Annotated in this window: 11 protein-coding genes; all 11 read left to right on the top strand. The window is 40.3% G+C overall.

The features are described 5' to 3' along the window. The 11 genes from LO777_RS08490 (at position 1) to LO777_RS08440 (ending at position 15,302) form a co-directional block, all read left to right on the top strand. Complete coding sequence (locus tag LO777_RS08490) at positions 1–2,181, top strand: hypothetical protein (protein ID WP_228857078.1); 2,181 nt, start codon at positions 1–3, stop codon at positions 2,179–2,181. A 277-nt stretch (positions 2,182–2,458) separates the two neighbouring features. Beyond that, entirely contained in the window at positions 2,459–3,166 is a 708-nt protein-coding gene (locus tag LO777_RS20520; RefSeq protein WP_329955691.1) for a prepilin-type N-terminal cleavage/methylation domain-containing protein, read from the top strand. A 163-nt stretch (positions 3,167–3,329) separates the two neighbouring features. Then, positions 3,330–4,076: an ABC transporter ATP-binding protein gene (locus LO777_RS08480; protein WP_228857077.1), complete on the top strand. Its 747-nt coding sequence runs from the start codon at positions 3,330–3,332 to the stop codon at positions 4,074–4,076. Then, on the top strand, positions 4,060–4,878 hold the full coding sequence (locus tag LO777_RS08475; protein WP_228857076.1) for an ABC transporter permease: 819 nt from the start codon (positions 4,060–4,062) through the stop codon (positions 4,876–4,878). Before LO777_RS08480 ends, LO777_RS08475 begins: the two co-directional genes overlap by 17 nt. A 134-nt stretch (positions 4,879–5,012) precedes the next feature. Continuing rightward, on the top strand, positions 5,013–5,756 hold the full coding sequence (locus LO777_RS08470; RefSeq protein ID WP_228857075.1) for a hypothetical protein: 744 nt from the start codon (positions 5,013–5,015) through the stop codon (positions 5,754–5,756). Positions 5,757–5,944: 188 nt separating this feature from the next. After that, the gene (locus LO777_RS08465; RefSeq protein ID WP_228857074.1) at positions 5,945–6,598 is read left to right on the top strand and encodes a GspH/FimT family pseudopilin; all 654 of its coding nucleotides are present in this window, start codon (positions 5,945–5,947) and stop codon (positions 6,596–6,598) included. Positions 6,599–6,603: 5 nt separating this feature from the next. Continuing rightward, entirely contained in the window at positions 6,604–7,290 is a 687-nt protein-coding gene (locus tag LO777_RS08460; RefSeq protein ID WP_228857073.1) for a prepilin-type N-terminal cleavage/methylation domain-containing protein, read from the top strand. Between the two features lie 9 nt (positions 7,291–7,299). Next, on the top strand, positions 7,300–7,860 hold the full coding sequence (locus tag LO777_RS08455; protein WP_228857072.1) for a type IV pilus modification PilV family protein: 561 nt from the start codon (positions 7,300–7,302) through the stop codon (positions 7,858–7,860). Next, a complete protein-coding gene (locus LO777_RS08450) occupies positions 7,857–8,570 on the top strand; it encodes a hypothetical protein (protein ID WP_228857071.1) in 714 nt (237 codons plus the stop codon). Before LO777_RS08455 ends, LO777_RS08450 begins: the two co-directional genes overlap by 4 nt. A 74-nt stretch (positions 8,571–8,644) precedes the next feature. After that, on the top strand, positions 8,645–8,986 hold the full coding sequence (locus tag LO777_RS08445) for a hypothetical protein (RefSeq protein ID WP_228857070.1): 342 nt from the start codon (positions 8,645–8,647) through the stop codon (positions 8,984–8,986). A gap of 136 nt (positions 8,987–9,122) precedes the next feature. Continuing rightward, entirely contained in the window at positions 9,123–15,302 is a 6,180-nt protein-coding gene (locus LO777_RS08440; protein WP_407929132.1) for a PA14 domain-containing protein, read from the top strand. The last annotated feature ends 22 nt before the right edge of the window (positions 15,303–15,324 follow it).

The raw sequence follows: 15,324 nt of genomic DNA, 5'->3' as shown, positions 1-15,324 counted from the left end.
ATGACCGCTATCAGCAAGAAAGATAATTCTGAATTTCAATTTCACTGGATATGGGGGATAATTTTTGCAATTATTACCATCATCACCGTTGCCCTTCGTTTTTCTCTTCCTGTTAGAGATGGAGATATTTGGTGGCATATGCTCTATGGTAAATATTTTCTCGAAAACCATACCCTAATCGCTGACCATACGATTTTTTCCTGGACACCTGCTACAAATGATACGATTTATTGTACATGGCTTCCCGATATTATTCTTTATCTGATCCATAATAGCTTTGGACTGCCAGGTCTTTTTGTTTTTCGCTATTTGTGTTTATTTCTATTTGTTTTAGCTTGTTTTCTGTATGCCAGAAAATTGCATGGAGTTAGTCATCCATTGGTATGGTTCATTGTTTTAATTTCAATTTTAATGGCTTATACTGCTGTTTTTATTAAACCTGAAATTATGTCATTTGTATTAATGACACTTCTGGTGTGGAATTGGTGGAATATACGGCTTGGTGGGGAAAAAGCACATTATTATTGTTATTTTTTCCCATTGATTATGCTAATCTGGGTGAATAGTCATGGAGTATTTTTTTTCGGGTATATATTTATAATAACAGCGACAATTGGTGAGATTGCTAACACTTGGTTCAGTTTTGGGAATGTTTTATCAAAAAAAATAAGAAAGCATCTTTGGATTTCTGTCTGCATTTCATTTGTTGTCGTTGTATGTAATCCGTATGGATGGCATTATCCATATAAGCTTTTTTTTGATCTTATGCCGACGCAGGAGAATCTCAATTATAATAGAAAAATAACTGCCTATGCTGCTACTTTTGCATACAAAATATCGTATCATAATTTTGCCTTATTTGTAAATATTGCTATAGGTTTGATTTTGCTTCTTTTTGGTATTCGATTTAAACAAAAGAGAATCGAATGGTCATCATTGTTGTCAATTATGGTGTTTACATTAATTTATAGTCAAGCCTTAAGGGTGACATATTTTTTAGCACCTGTCATATGTTTCCCGGCAATTTATATGCTGCTTGAAAACAATAGCTTTTCTCTTGTCATCAAAGAAAAGAGGATAAAATTATGGTTGCCTTATATTGTGATGATTATAACGTTATTTCTATCGATCAATGTAATATATCGTGCCTTTACTATAGCTGAAGACTATGTGTTGGCCGGAGATTTCAGCATTTCAGGAAACAATCCGGTGGATGAAGCGGAATACATAGAAAAATATTTTCCAAAAGCCCATATTGGAAACAGCTATAATTTCGGGGCCTATTTATTGTGGAGACTTTGGCCAGCCAATAAAGTGTTTTTTGATTCCAGACACTTCCCGTACAAAAACTGGAGTGATGAATATTTTGCTTCTCGCTCAACCAAAGGGTTGGATTTACTTCTAAAAAAATATCCGTGTGATGTATGGACTTTTGATCATGCTGAATTGGCTCTTTCTTCATATTTTCGCTATTCGCCGAAATGGAAACTTGCTTTTTATGGAAGAAATGGCCAGGTTTTTATCAGGAAAGGTTTGAAACTACCGGAAAGGGATCATTATAGAGTATCGAAAAATATTTTTAAGTTGAGGAGTCATTTCGCACTACTTCGTATTTATTTGTTTGCTTTAACTATAAACGACTGGGAAACTGCAGAGTTAATTTCTAAAAAAGAAATAAACAGATTTAAAAATGAGAATAAACCTCATAAAGTGAAATTGTACAGAGATCTTTTTGCAGGAATTAAGGCATTCAGTGAAAAAAAATTTGAAGTTGCTGTTACCCGGCTCGGTAAATACAATACTTTTGTAAAGGGAGTCGGTGGTTATATAGTTATGAGTTATCTTCATCTTTCACAACAGTCTCTAAATGAAGATAAAAGAGACATTGCTTTTCAATATGCTGACATGGCAGCGAAACTATTACCTAATACCTTTTATACTCAATACAATCTGGGAGTGACAAAGTTGCTGCTTCAAAACGATGATCATTTGGGAAAGAAAAGTTTTGAACTAGAATCATATAAAAATAACTTTAAAAATTTTCTTGTTCTGGTAAATGGTAATGATGCTCTTTTTGCGGAAGAAATTGATTTTGCAAAAGGAATAATTGACGATAACATACAGATGGGTAAGAAGAAACTGAACCTTCTCATTCCATCACTTACAACACTGACAGAATAGTACAGAGAGAGTTTGGCGGAGAATAAGCTGACAAAAAATGTCACCAGTGACACTTTTTTAACATACAAGCCGACAATTATTCTATTGATGATCAGACAACTGAATTCAGATAGTAGAATTTATCCGTATAACTATACGAAGTTATAGGATATATTAATAAGAGTTGCTATTTTTGAGAATTGCTTCTTTTGGTGGCATAGTTGTTGCAATGTAAGACTGCAGGTGGTTGTCTAATGGATGACAAAATATATATTTTTTAATTTAAAAGGAGCCAAAGATGAACGAAATTATCATGTCACTGAGAAAAAAAGCAGAAAATAGAGAAGGTTTTACACTTGTGGAATTAATGATTGTTGTAGCTATAATTGGTATTTTAGCTGCAATAGCTATCCCGCAGTTTGCAGCTTATAGAACTCGTTCTTTTAATGCGAACGCAAAAGCGGTTAATAAAAATATGGTAGGGTCGGAGGCCGATTTAAATGCAGAATTGGGAGCATATGGAGAATCTACAAATGCTGCAGCTACCTTAATAGCCGCCGTAGGTGCTATAAGAGGTGCCGGAGTAGTAGCATCTTCTAACAGTGTACCTGCTCTCGGTACTGCTGCAACAGCAGCTGTAGCAGCTGGTCGTTTGTCCGGAACTAACGGGGCCAGTACAAAACAATTTGCAGTTCCCAATGGACTTGGTGCCGGGATGGTTGTTCTTGCTAATACTCCTAATACTGCAGCTGGTGTTAATACATCAACCTCTTATGTTATTATAACAAGGCATATACAGGGTGATACAGCGTATGGTAATGATTCAGATAACGCCAATGTCCTCTATAGTGTCAGTAATGCAAACTGGATTGGTAATGATCGGTTGTTAGCAGCACCTGTAGTCGCTGCCAGTGCTGCAGACGGTTTTAACGCTGATAATGATCCTACAACTGCTGATGTTAATGGTAACGGCTCTCCCAGTGCTAACTGGGCTCCTGCCAACTAAGATTATTATTTGTTGATTTATTGGTAAAATCCCAACATGCGTCAGTGTGTTGGGATTTCTTCTTCATATACAACATACAAAAAAACAATTATACTTACTGGAATACACTTCTCTTTTGATTGAATGTACCTTTTTAAATTGATCAATACATTGCTAATAAAAAATGGCTCAAGCTTTAATAATTAAAAATCTCACAAAGCAATTTGCAATTTCTAAAAGAAAGATCAATACAGTCCTCAGTAATCTTTCTCTTGAGGTAGATGAGGGAGATGTGTTTGGTTTTTTGGGACCAAATGGAGCAGGGAAATCTACAACAATTAAGTTGATCCTTAATTTTTTACGACCAACAAGCGGTGAAATTGAAATTTTTGGAAATATTGTTGGTAAAAACGAATTTCGTCATCAAATAGGATATTTGTCGGAATCACCGGTTTTTTATAACCATTTGACTGCATGGGAAACACTCCTTTTATCAGGGAAGCTCAGTAATCTTCAATTAAAAGAGCTCAAAAAGACTATTCCAGTTCTGTTGGAACGACTGAATCTTCAAGATGCAATAAACATCAGGGTCAGAGATTTTTCAAAGGGTATGAAGCAAAGATTAGGGATGGCCAATGCCTTGATTCATGATCCACAGATTTTTATTTTTGATGAACCCATGAGTGGATTAGATCCACTTGGTCGTCATTTGATCAAAGAGATTTTTGAAGAGCTCAAAAAAAGAGGGAAAACTATTTTTTTCAGCACTCATATTCTTAGTGATATCGAGGAATTGTGTGATCGAATTGCGGTTATTCATAAAGGTGAATTGCTTTATTCGGGGGAATTGTCCAATTTTGTTGAACAACAAACGTTAGAGGAACAATTTGTTTCCAGTATAAAGGAAGCTGAAAATGCAAAGCAGTCGTAATATATGGAATCTTACATGGGCAACTTTTGTGGAAGGGATTCGTCATAAATCCTTGTGGGCTATTGTTTCACTCGCAGCACTTTTGTCATTTTTAAATATTGCCATAACAGAGTTGTTTTCCTGGGATCTTGGTAAAGTGTCTGTAGAATTTGGATTGTCAGCTTTTGCATTTACGGGAATTTTGATGGTATTATTTCTTGCGCTGAAAATTCTCGCTGACGATTTTGATGCCAGAAGTATTCATATGATTTTATCTCGGCCTGTTACTATCTGGCAGTATACGGCAGGAAAATTTTTGGGTCTCAGTCTGATACTTCTTGCTGCCGGTGCTATAATGGGAGTGAGTGCTGCTGCATCCATGCAATTTGTTTTTACAAATCACGTAACTTATATTCCTCCTAATTTTTCTTGGGTCACTTATTTGATGGCCCTTTTTTGCCAATGGCTGGCTCTTTTGATGTTATTGTCTGTCAGTTTCTTCTTTTTCTGTTTTGCAAGTAATCATTTTGTAGCTCTTTTATTTACTGTTTCCACTTATCTTGTGGGGCAGAATATGGAATTACTCAGGAGAGTGATCGATAATAATCCACTTGCAGCACCTTTAAGTGACTATAGTTTTATTGTAACAATTATTTCTTGGATTTTTCCCAATTTATCACTGTTTGATAAAAAAACCGTTGCTGCATATGGGCTTTTTTTTGGCTTTCATGAGTTTTTTCTGCTGGTTCTTTATTCTTTGAGTTATTCTTTCCTCTTATTATACTTTTCTCATCTTTTTCTTTCCAAAAAGGATTTAACTTGATGTTCGCAAGAAGTAAAGTTCTTTTCTTTCCTATTATAGTTTGTTGCATTTTCGTGTTTAGTTATAGTTCTCTGCAATTGTTAAGGGATGAAAAATCACAGTTGAGCAGAGATCAAACTCCAGTCATACAGACTTTGCCGGAAGACGTATTAAAAGCACTGGCAGTTGAATTCAAAGGAGTTGTTGCAGATGCGCTTTTGCTAGATATTGGTGCTCGGCTTGGAACCAGGTTGGAAAGAAGAGGGAAAAAATTTGTTACTGTGAAAAAGAAACATGATTGGAAGCGTATATATAAATTATTTCGTAACTGTCAGGCATTAGATCCTTACTTTAATCAGACTTTCATTCTAGCCCAGGGATGGTTACCATGGTCTGCGAAAATGGTCAACGAAATGGAGGATATTTTACTTATTGCAGCAGAGAAAAGACCATGGGACTGGCAACCATTTAGATTCATAGGGTTTAACAGCTATTTTTTTAATAATAATCTCGGGAAAGCAGGAAAATTTTATTTAAAAGCAGCTCTTGTGCCTCACAGTCCACCTTTTCTTTCTGTGTTGGGGGGCAGGTTGGCATTGAAGGGGGGAGTGACTGAAACTGCAATTATGCTCCTGGAAAATATTCTTCAGCATTCAACACATTCAGATTTTGAAAGAAAGCAAATTGAAAATCGCTATGAGGCTCTTAAGGGTAGTCTGATTATCGAAAAAGCGATGCAAATTTATCGGAAGGAAAATAGGAAAATTCCCTCTTCCGTAGAAGAACTCGTAGAAAAAGGTTTTTTAAAACATCTTCCCAAAAACCCATACGGTTCAAAATACTGCATTAAGAAAAACGGAAAAGTCTATTTTGATGAATTGAATTGTAGTGACCAATAAATATTAAAATAAATTATAAAAAATCTTTACAACAATCTGGTTATGGTTAAAAAGCTTTAATTTTCATTATAAATACCAATTGTTTTTATTTTTATTGTTTTGGTGTGAATTTTGCATACCCGATAATGTTCCAAAAGAATAAAAACTTGAGATTTTTCGAATTATAAGTGGGCAGGGAGCGTGAGCTTATGAGCTTGAAAAGGAAAAAATTTTTTTCAGTTTATTTCCTGAATATAGATGATAAGGGAGTAACACTTGTTGAATCTTTGGTCGTTGTCTCGATAATTGCTATTTTAGCTGTGGCAGTGATTTCAAATTACATTTCAATGAAACCTACAAAAAACCTTCACGCAGATGGAAGAGAATTACTTTCCAATATACAGACCATGAAACTTGAGGCTGTTAAAAGAAACACATGTGTTGGCCTCTATTTTTTACCGGTTGTAGCTCCGGCTACCGGGGGAAGTTATCGCATATTTATCGATGATGGATCCGGTGGTGGAACAGCGTGTGATGCTGTATGGGACAATCCTGTTGGGGGAGGGGTAGGAACAGAGCCATTGCTTATGTCTGACGTTAATGTTCGTGAATCTGTAGCCCTCACAATGACTCCCGTTGCAGCTATCCCTGCTGATCAGGCAAATTTATTTACTGCGATTAGTTTTAATCAGCGATCAATGGTTGCAACCCGATTGGCTGTGGGTACAGGGAGTGTTGTCTTTTCAAATAATGGCAATCCGGCGCAGGCAACACTTTGGTTGCGTGTGATGGTTAGAAATACCGGCAGCGCTTTTATCCAGACAAATACTAATGCCGGAAACCCAAATAATTGGATTAATTAACAAATATGACTGTTTATTATTATAAAAAAAGCTCTAATATCAGTGGCTTCACACTGGTTGAGTTGATGATTGCTCTGCTGGTTTCCAGTATTGTTGCCGGAGCTATATATTTTGTATATACAGGGCAGCAAAACATTTATACAAGGCAGGAAGTTGTTGTAGATATGCAACAGAATCTGCGTGCCGGACTTTATCTCGTTGGTCAGGAGTTGCGAATGGCTGGATATGACCCTTCAGGCAATGCCGGTGCAGGAATAGTAACCGCAACCAGTAATACCATTAATTTTACACAGGATATAACTGATAATGCGGGGACAGCTACTGATGGTGATGGGGATATTGCAGATGCCAATGAAAATGTAACACTGGCGTTTAATGCAGCTACTCTTCAGCTCACAAGAAACACCGGAGGTGGGGCCCAACCATTTGTTGATAATGTGGATTTTATAGAGTTTGCCTATACTCTTGAAGATGGGACGGTGACTCTCGCTCCAAATCCGTCAACATTGGATCAGATTCGTACAGTTCAGATCTCCATGCTTGTTCGTACTGCTACACCCGAAGTAAATTATCTAAATACATTAACCTACACAACTCCGTTTGGTACCGTCATAAATGGTGGTCCCTATAATGATAATTTCCGGCGAAGATTTTTATACACTACTGTTCAGTGCAGGAATATTGGCCTATAAGAGGTAGTCATGAAAACTCAGGAAAAAGGATTTACTCTTGTTGAAGTGTTAATTGCAATGGTCATTTTCACCATTGGTATATTGGCGCTGCAGATGATGCAGGTCAAATCGATAGATGAAAACAGTAATGCCGGTGGAATATCAGCGAAATCAATGATGGCGGCCTCTTTTATAGAAGACATTATGCGTCTCGATTATTCCGACCCGCTGCTGACCGATTTGGACGGAGATGGTACAAACCAAGATTCAAATGGAGATGGTATTGATGATCAGGATGACGGCAATGTTAATACTACTAATCCTAACGAGGAATTCGGCCTGAGGCATTGGCAGTGTTGTCCCGGAAATGTCGATCCCCGGGGGAATGCAGTGGCAGGCTGTGTCAATATTGCTGATCAATGCGCTTTTTATGATGACTATGATGTTTATTGGAATATAGCAGTCGATTATCCGGTAGAGAATACAAAAACTATCAATATTATAGTTATAAACTCGAAAGATAAAGCTGCCCAGACAGCCAGACCTGTTCATCGGGCTGAATACAGTTATATTAAGGATGATGTGATATGAAAAAAATTAATAAAAATTTTAATCCATTATCGATAACTGGAAAAAATGAAAAAGGTTTTGTGCTGGTTGCTGCTCTCTCGGTTCTGGTTGTTCTCTCCCTTGTGGGATTGGCCGGAATGAATACCTCCAATGTTGAAAAAAATATTGCCCAGAATATTAATCTGGCAGAGAAAACTTTTTATGGAGCTGACGGGGGGACGGAGGTTGGTATTGAGATGATCGAGTGGAATATTGCCTGCCCTCTCGGTTTTAACAAGGCCGGGTTGAGCAGCGCAAGTCCGAGTCCCGTAATTTTTTATAATATTGGCGGGGTACAGGTTGCTGACCCAAAACTTGCCTATCGTGAAGATTTTACAGTACTTCCGTGGAATCCCACTGTGATAGGGTTGCCGGCCGGAACGGCCATTACTCAAAATGATTTCCCATCTGATGGTGCCAGAAATATCAGGATTCCGGAAAATATGGCAAATGCTACCGATAATGCTCCCCATACAAATATAGCGCTTTTTGGGCAAACTTCACTCAGTGCAGGTGGATCAATTACGATGGCTTCCGGATACGAGGGAAAAGGCAAAGGGGCTGCAGGAGGTGGCAGTGTTATAAATTACCAGGTGTTTTCCCAGAAACTCGGGTTAAGTAACAGTGTGGCAGTTATACGTTTGGGATGGAGGCACTTGGTCGGCATGGAGGGAGAATGTCGTCCTTATTGATTGTTTTCATAATGATTATTTGATCTGTTAATGTGTTTACTCTCAACAATCAGCTTGTTCCATTGGAGTAGGTTATGAATTGTAAAAAGAAATTCTCAATCGTTTTTTTTATCTCAACTCTTCTTTTTCTGATAAGCCTGAATACTGCCATGGCGGTTGGAGAGTTTCACAGGGGAGTAATAACAAGAGAACCATGGCTGGAAACTCACCGGCGCATAGAAATTGATACCATTGAGTATCTTTTAATGCCTGACGTTAAGATTACCCTGGTGCAAAACAGTGCCGGGAAAAAAAACTATCGAAGCAGTAAGGACAACAACCGGCCTCTGACTGTGGGAATGCAGATCTGGTTTAAAAGCCTGGGACATAACATATATGAAATACTGGTGGATGTTCAGGAGGGAAGTCATGAATAAAAAGAGGAAAATATTTGTTTCCATTTCATTACTGACCTGGCTGTTGTTCGGGTTCTCGATAAAACTGTTTGCAGCCCAGGCAGTGGATTTTTATTCTACACCATCTTTTCTGACAAGCCAGGTACCTCCAATAGTTATGCTAGTGATGGGGAAAAATCATAAGCTGTATTACGAGGCGTATAATGATGCTTCTGATCTCAATGAGGATGGGACCCTTGATGTGGGGTACAAAGGTGAAGCAGAACCTTTTGTAGATTCAAACTCCAATAATCAATGGGATTTCGGTGAATCTTATACTGACGTCAACGGGGATGGCAAATGGACTCCCGGTATTGATTATTATGGATATTTTGACAGTTATAAATGTTACAATTATTCGTCCGCCGACAGTCGTTTTGAACCTGTTGCCGCACCGGTAGTGGGTACAACTCCAAGTAAGAAATGTGATGGTGTCAATACAATTTATTGGAGTGGTGATTTTTTAAATTATCTGACAATGGCCAGAATGGACGCCTTGAGGAAAGTTCTTTATGGTGGATACAGGAGTACAGACGACCCGACAGAAACGGTTCTGCAGAGAGTCTATGTTCCTCAGGACGCACACACCTGGGGAAAAGAGTACGAAAGCGTAAGTCGTGATGGGTACGATATAAGAGATTATACTCCACTGGGGCTTCCAGCGCCAAATACCAGACATCTTTTTGCTTCAACCACATTGTCCGAAAACGGAGATCCAGTCCTGAGAGTTTTACCAAATAATACTCATCGAATATGGGAATGGGTTGCCAAGGAAGGTCCTGTTGCCGACAATTCTCTCGAGAGTTCCGCAGGTGGTCATCCGGGACATCCGAATAGCCACAATGATTTTGATGATATGGTTACTCAATATGCAACCAGTGGCAATTTGATGGGAAGCAGAACAGTGAGTTCGGATGCGACTTTTAATGGACAGATTAATGGCAGTGGTAATCCATTTGGGAGTGATGACAACTATCTCACGATTTTTGCCGGACAAATTAATATTCCTGTTACCGGTGATTATATTTTTGCTGTTGATGGAGATGATGCTGTTGAAGTTATCATCGACGGGAATTTTATTGTTGGATGGCATGGCGGACATGGACGATGTAACTGTCATTCTCACGACAGTTCCCCTATCACCCTCACCGCGGGGTTACATACTATTGAATTCAGGCATGAGGAAGCTGGTGGGGGAGACAATTATTATCTTTACTGGATGCAGGATTGGAGTGGTGGTTTTGGATGGCAGCTTGTTCCTGCTCTCGCTTTTGATTCTGATAATGACGGAACAAGTGATCTCACGCAGAGTACTTTTGATTTAACAAATGCCGGTGCATCAACAATAACTGATTATGATGTGCGGGTAGTTGTATGTGATCCGGCCTTTCCGGAAAATAATTGTAAGCAGTATCCTTCCGGGTCTTTGAAACCTGTCGGCTTACTGCAGAAATATGGTGAAGACGAAAAAATGTATTTTGGTCTGCTCACAGGCTCATATGATAAAAATATGGCCGGTGGGGTACTGCGAAAAAATATCAGTTCTTTTACCGATGAAATAGACACAAATACAGGACAGATCTTGGTTCCAGCCACAGGTGGAATAATTGACACCATAAATAAATTCCGTATTACGCAGTTTCATTATGGCAGTTATAATTATGCAAATGGCTGGCCGACTGCCTGGGTGACGACACGACCTATGGTTGATGGTGAATTTCAGGACTGGGGAAATCCTATTGCTGAAATGATGTATGAAACAATTCGCTACTTTGCAGGTAAAGCGACTCCGACATCAATTTTTGACTACAGCGGGTCCACAATTGACAGTAATCTGGGTTTGCCCAAGCCGGCATGGCAGAAGCCATACGATATTTTCAGTTATTGTGCGAGCCCATTCATGCTTGTGCTGAGTGATATTTATCCGACATTTGATTCAGACCAACTGCCTGGAAGTAATTCTAATTTCAGTACAGCCCTGCCTTCAAGTGATTTCACTACAGGAGCAAATAATACGGATATCATGAATGTGGAGACTCTGGCAGGCGCTATTGCTGCCGGTGAAGGTATCAACGGAAACCATTTCATCGGCCAGGAAGATACCAACTATGATGGGGCCTGTACTCCGAAAACAGTCGGGACTCTAGGTGATATCCGGGGATTGTGTCCTGAAGAACCCACAAAGGAGGGTAGCTATTATGCTGCTGCTGTCGCATACTATGGGGCTAAATATGATATCAACGCGACAGCGGATGGCGCACAGAGGATCTCGACATTTAGTGTCGGACTGGCGTCACCTTTACCGAAAATTAATATTGAGGTTGATGTAGGAACTGCGGGTGTTCCCGATGTGCGTACAATCACTCTGATTCCATTTGCAAAATCGGTGGGTGGATGCCTTGGGATTGATGGAACCCAGGGGCATTTTCAGCCGACGAATACTATTGTCGATTTTTTTGTGGAAACAATTTCCCCGACTTATGGAAAATTCAGGGTTAATTTTGAAGATGTTGAACAGGCTGCTGACCATGATATGGATGCCATTGTTGTCTATGAATATACTGTGAACAATGGACAAGTGGATATCACACTCAGTTCAACTTATGCTTCCGGCTGTATTCAGCAGCATGTGGGCTATATTATTTCAGGAACAACTAATGATGGTATATATCTTGAAGTGAGGGATGAAGACACTTCCGCTTCAAGTGATGTTGATTATTTCCTTGATACTCCACCAGGTGAGATGCCGGGAGGTACATGGAATGATGGTACGGCTTTGCCAAGAACGACCACAAGAAGTTTTGATCCAGGAACAACTGGCGGGGCTACTTTACTTGAAAATCCATTGTATTATGCAGCAAAATGGGGTGGCTTTCAGGATCGGGATACTGACGATGAGGACGCGAATAATAATGGCAGACTGGATCCCGGAGAAGACCTGAATGGGAACGGTAAGGTTGATTATCTTTCAGACCCGACACCGAACTTGCAGGCAGAATGGGACAGCGATGGCGATGATATTCCTGACAGTTATTTTTATGTAGTGAATCCGCTGAAACTGGAAGAACAACTCAGTCGTTCTTTTGCTGAAATGTTGCGGAGAGCGTCTTCGGGAACAGCAGCTTCAGTTATTTCGAGCTCACGTTCCGGTGAGGGGGCTGTTTATCAGTCTGTTTTTTACCCTGAATATGAAGATGAGGGCGGGAAGGCTGTCCAGTGGGTGGGGCAGGTTCAATCTTTTCTCGTTGACAGTTTTGGTAACATGCGTGTTGACATGTATAAAAACAGTTCCGGGGTGATCGTTTCTGATACTAGCAGTGGTTTTGGACTGAAGCAACTGAACACACGAAATGAGGATCTGAACTACAACGGGGTCAGGGATACAGGGCTGGATGAGGATGTCAACTCAAACAATGTTCTGGATCCGGGAGAGGATCTGAATTTCAATGGTAGACTGGACCATAATGTTGATGAGCCGGACTATGATGATGACGGTAAATTGGATTACCGTGATTTAATAGCTGTATTTGATAACGGGACAGTATCCCTCTGGGATGACAGTAATGAAAATGGTGTGAAAGATGTTGAAGACGAAGTGACATTTACCCCGGATATCCCTTCATGGCATAAAAACGGGTCCCTGGATACTGAAGACAGTAATGGCAATGGTGTTCTTGATTCGGGGGAAGATATAAATGGAAATGGCCACCTCGATACTGAAGATCAGAATGGTAACGGCATTCTGGATACAGAGCTTGTGGCCACTGGATATACTCCGGATGAAATAAAATATCTCTGGAATTCTAGAGACTGGCTGGATGCTTTTTCTCTTGATCCGTTGACACAGCGAGCATACAATTCTGTTACTGATAACAGGTACATATTTACATTTGTAGATGAAGATGATGATATGATTGTGGATCCAGGTGAAACTAAAGCATTTGAGGCTCCAGCGACACCTTCTTTTGCGGACATGACTGATCTGAGTAAAATTTTTCCCTATTTGACTTTGTATCCTTCTTTCAGTGATAAACCTGCCTGGGTTTCCAATATAGAAGGAGAAGGAAACCGGACAACCTTTCTCCCGATTCAAGCCAAGAGGGTAGTTGATTTTATCCGGGGTGAAGATCAGGCACCCGTAACAATTGGCAGTTATACTGTTCCCGGAATGAGAGGCAGGCAATATCGCCCGGCGGGTAGCAGTGTTGACCATACCTGGCGTCTCGGGGATATTGTCAGTTCTTCTCCAACACTCGTTGGCAGACCTGCAGAAAATTATCATCTCATTTATCGTGATGAAAGTTATGCGCATTTTCTTGTTCGGTATCTGAACAGACGATCTGTTGTATATGCAGGTGGAAATGATGGGATGATTCATGCTTTCAATGGTGGATTTTACGATCATGACATGCGGACATTTAAAACCCAGATAGCAGAACCATATATTGATGCCAATGGAAATGACGCATACGATCCTGGAGAAAAATATGCAGATTTGAATGGTGACAATGCCTACACTCCTGCGAACCAGACTCCTTATCCACTTGGAGCGGAAATGTGGGCCTATGTGCCTTTCAATCTTCTTCCACATTTATATTGGTTGACCGAAGATACCTATCCCCATGTCTTTTATAACGATTTATCCCCTAAGATTTTTGATGCAAAGATTTTTCAGGAAGATGTAGATCATCCAATGGGCTGGGGTACTGTTATGGTAATAGGCATGAAGTTCGGTGGTGGTCATATCTATGCTGATACGGATCGGGATGATGTAGTGGATGCTACGGATAAGGAAATGAGTTCTGCATTTGTGGTGTTCGATATTACAAATCCGGAAGTCGCTCCTAAAGTTTTAGCTGAAATTACTTTGCCGGAGCAGGGTTATACGACATGTTATCCAACGGTGGTACCGATGCGTTCAAAAAGCGGATCGGGGAGCAGCGTGGCTTTCAACACGAATGACTGGTATCTCGTGTTTGGATCGGGACCCGCTGATGAAAACGGAATCGCTGCAAGCCGGGATACCATAGGTTCTGTGACTACAAGTGGTACCATTGGTTCCCCGACTGTCCTGGGTGACGGCAAGAGTCTGCAGACCGGCAGACTCTTTGTTGTAAACCTTAAAGCTTTAACAGAACCAGGAAGTGAGCGCATTGAAGTTATTGATGACAATGGTAATGCTCTACATGTTACGTCTGCAACAACTTCTGCTTTTATTGAAAATTTTGATGGAGATGAATCAACCACGGCAGATGATGAACCATCGTTTATATCTCAACCGATAACTGTTGATTATGATCTGAATTTCAATGCTGAAGCAGTTTATTTTGGAACAATCCAGTGGGATAACAGTAACAGTTCCTGGGCAGGACAGCTCAAGCGACTGGTTATTGCTGACAGCACAACAACTACAGACTGGGTTGACACTATTTCCGTAGGATCCGGAGGAATTGTAGATAGAGCTGATAATGTTCTGTTTGATCTGAGAATGGCAGGTGTGAACAATATCAGCCAGCCAGTCACTGTGGCCCCATCGATTACAATTGGCGAAAAAGTCAGTTTTGACATTGACGGCAGTGATCCGGCAATGCACCTTTCAGATCAATTTGACCGGGAGAGGTGGGTGTTTTTTGGAACCGGCAGATTTATCGTGGGGGCCGATGCTTCTGATAGTGCCCAGCAAAGTTATTATGGTATCAAAGAACCTTATGACGGAAATAATGGTTTTACCTGGGAAGAAGTGCAGCTGAGCAGTCTGCTGGATTCGACAAATATAGAAGTGTACAATGGCAAGGTCGTAAAAAACCACCCATTTTATTCTCCAAACGATACGACTTGGGAAAACATGATCCATAAAATGGAAGATGGTACTTACCAGGGGTGGTATATTGATTTCCTGCATACTAATGAAAGAAATCTTGGACAGGCCGCACTCCTTGGAGGTCTTTTGACATTTACTACGTATCTGCCTTCAGTGGATGTTTGTGTCGCTGAGGGGACCAGTCGTCTGTATGCCCGGTGGTACCAGACAGGAACGTCATTTTATAAGCCGGTTTTCAGAACCGGGAATATCTTTATTGATGCGAACTCTAATCAGACAGTTGATGATGGCGAGCTGAAAATTTCCGGAGATATAGATCTCGGTTCCGGCCTGGCCCTGACTCCCAATATTCATACAGGACGGGAAAAAGGTACGACAGCTTATATCCAGACAAGTACTGGTGATATTATAACAATCAGTCAGGGTGAGACCGGCAGTACGAAATCTGAAAAAACAAGCTGGTTGCAGAGGCGATAGGTGAAGCAGATCTATTGTATTC

The organism is Desulfomarina profundi (genome assembly GCF_019703855.1).
GTDB classification, from domain to species: Bacteria; Desulfobacterota; Desulfobulbia; order Desulfobulbales; family Desulfocapsaceae; genus Desulfomarina; species Desulfomarina profundi.
This window is presented reverse-complemented; position numbering and strand designations above follow the sequence as displayed.

Excerpts from the sequence above, each read along its gene's own strand:
- LO777_RS08490 (WP_228857078.1), top strand. The coding sequence starts at position 1 with ATGACCGCTATCAGCAAGAAAGATAATTCTGAATTTCAATTTCACTGG.
- LO777_RS20520 (WP_329955691.1), top strand. The coding sequence starts at position 2,459 with ATGAACGAAATTATCATGTCACTGAGAAAAAAAGCAGAAAATAGAGAA.
- LO777_RS08480 (WP_228857077.1), top strand. The coding sequence starts at position 3,330 with ATGGCTCAAGCTTTAATAATTAAAAATCTCACAAAGCAATTTGCAATT.
- LO777_RS08475 (WP_228857076.1), top strand. The coding sequence starts at position 4,060 with ATGCAAAGCAGTCGTAATATATGGAATCTTACATGGGCAACTTTTGTG.
- LO777_RS08465 (WP_228857074.1), top strand. The coding sequence starts at position 5,945 with ATGAGCTTGAAAAGGAAAAAATTTTTTTCAGTTTATTTCCTGAATATA.
- LO777_RS08460 (WP_228857073.1), top strand. The coding sequence starts at position 6,604 with ATGACTGTTTATTATTATAAAAAAAGCTCTAATATCAGTGGCTTCACA.
- LO777_RS08455 (WP_228857072.1), top strand. The coding sequence starts at position 7,300 with ATGAAAACTCAGGAAAAAGGATTTACTCTTGTTGAAGTGTTAATTGCA.
- LO777_RS08450 (WP_228857071.1), top strand. The coding sequence starts at position 7,857 with ATGAAAAAAATTAATAAAAATTTTAATCCATTATCGATAACTGGAAAA.
- LO777_RS08445 (WP_228857070.1), top strand. The coding sequence starts at position 8,645 with ATGAATTGTAAAAAGAAATTCTCAATCGTTTTTTTTATCTCAACTCTT.
- LO777_RS08440 (WP_407929132.1), top strand. The coding sequence starts at position 9,123 with ATGCTAGTGATGGGGAAAAATCATAAGCTGTATTACGAGGCGTATAAT.